Source organism: Paraburkholderia sp. BR14320 (assembly GCF_040948665.1).
In the GTDB taxonomy this organism is placed as follows: domain Bacteria; phylum Pseudomonadota; class Gammaproteobacteria; order Burkholderiales; family Burkholderiaceae; genus Paraburkholderia; species Paraburkholderia youngii.
The window spans coordinates 1-2,095 of the sequence record NZ_JBFPKG010000165.1 but is presented as its reverse complement, the minus strand read 5'-3'; the positions used below and the strand labels follow the sequence as shown (position 1 = coordinate 2,095).

The following is a 2,095-nucleotide window of genomic DNA, read 5'->3' as shown; positions in this document are numbered from 1 at the left end:
CGACGCGCTGCGGCCCTCGGCGATGGCCCGGGCGGACTTCTGCCGCCCGCGCGTCAGGCGGCTGCCGCCGAACATGTCGAAGCGCCAGGGCTCGCCGTTATACTGGAACGTGCGCGCCAGCATGAAGGCGCTTAGCGCGCCCGGCAGCCGCACCTCGACCAGCGGCTGGCCCGTCAGACGGGCATAAAAGGAGTAGTCCCGCTGCGCCCCGCCGGGCGACGCGGCGGGCTCCAGCTCCCGTCCCTGCAGGTCGACCGTGACATGCCGGGTATCCCCCGCACCCGGCTCGGGTGGCACCACGTTTCCCGCCGCCGTGCGCAGGCTCTCGTGGCGCTGCGCCAGATCGAACCGGCGAGGGGGGTAACGCCCCGTGAGGTCCGCCAGATGCGCCGGGCTGGCCAGCCGCAGATCCAGTGCATCCAGGATCGCCTCATCGGCCTCGATCTGCGCAATGAGGTTCCAGCTCATTTCCTGCAGGTCCGCCTCGATGAACCCGCGCGTCGTCTCCAGCGTCTGGCGCACCCACTGCTTCAGGCTCTCCTGTCGCGCCTTCACCGACGCGCGTTCGCCACTGATGTAGCGCGGCTTCCACTGGCGGGCCACCAGACTGTATGCCTTGAGCACCTGATACAGTGACAGCGCCGCACAGCGCGTGCCGCAGGCTTCGTCGCCGTCCTTCAGGCGCAGCCCGGCACGGGCGGCTGCCTCCCCGCGGGCCTGGCGCAGATACGCGTCGATCTTGCGTGCCACGACCGCCTGCAGCGCCTCCAAGGTCTGCAGGGCGTCCACCCGGTGGCGCTTGAGCTGCGGGCTGCGCGCCAGCGGCAGCAGCCCCATGCACAGGTTGCCCATGCACTCCAGCGGTTCATCGCGCAGGCTCCCGGCGCCGCACAGCGCCCGGACCCGTTCCAGCGCTGTCGCGCCGAGCGGCCGCAGCGCGTCGTGCATCCGCAGCTGGGCGAACGCCTTGAGCAGCATACCCACGTGGCGGCCCTCGGCGCTGTCGAAGCGTTCCGGGCGCAGCGCCAGGTGCATCGCTACCCCCGTCAGTACACCGCGTGCGAGCCGGGCGTCGTCCCCGTCTTCGTCCCCGCCCAGCCGCGCCAGCGCGTTGGCAATCTGCGCGAGATGGCCCAAGTCGAACGCACTCCACGGCAGTGGGGGGTGGCCCAGGCGTGCCGCCAGCAGCCTGGCCGCCTCCCGCAGGCCGCTCTCCTGCGGCCACCTGGACAGCGCATTCAGCGCCATCGCCACCGCCTGCGCGTTCAACGACCTGCGCAGCGCCTCGTCGGTGGCGAGCCGCTGCGCCAGGGCTCGCACCGCGTCCCCAGCTTCAGGCGCCTCCGGCCATCTGGACAGCGCATGCAGGGCCATCGCCACATCCTGTGCGTTCATCGAGTTGCACAGCTTTTCGTCGGTGGCGACCCGTTGCGCCAGGGCCCGCACCGCGTTCCACGCTTCAGGCTCGTCCGGCCATCTGGACAGCCCGTTCAGCGCCATCGCCAGTTCCTGTGCGTTCATCGCCTCGCGCAGCGCCTCCTCGGTGGCGACCCGCTGCGCCAGCACCCGCACCGCGCCCCCCCCTTCAGGCGCCTCCGGCCACTTTGACAGCGCATTCAGGGCCTCGGCCACATGCTGCGCGGTCATCGCCCTGCGCAGCACCTTCCAGGTGGCGACCCGCTGCGCCAGGGCCAGCACCGCGGCCCCCGCTTCAGGCGCCTCCGGCCACTTTGACAGCGCATTCGCGGCCATCGCCACATGCTGCGGGGTCATCGACCCGCGCAGCACCTCGTCGTTGGAAATCCGCCTGGCCAGGGCCAGCGCTGCGTTGCAGGTACTCCGCTCCTGCGGCCACTTCGAGAGGGCATTAAGGAGGTTTGAGATGCCCTGGCCGTTCAGCGTGTCGATCAGGCTGTACGCCTCAAGATGTGCGACAAGACGCAGCACCGCTTCGCAGCACCTCCCGTATTGCGCCGCCTTGGACAGCGCATTGCCCAGAATGGCCGCCTCCTTGGCCCGGAGCCGGTTCGCCGCGTCCGGCTTCAGCACCTGCGCTGCGATACGTTCCAGCGCCAGCCCGCAGATCTCACGGTCG

At 70.7% G+C, this 2,095-nt stretch carries 1 pseudogene; it reads right to left on the bottom strand.

The annotated features are described in order from the left end of the window. Positions 1 to 2,095 (bottom strand): annotated as a pseudogene (locus AB3X89_RS39515) (Type III effector protein (Skwp5)); the annotation flags it as partial.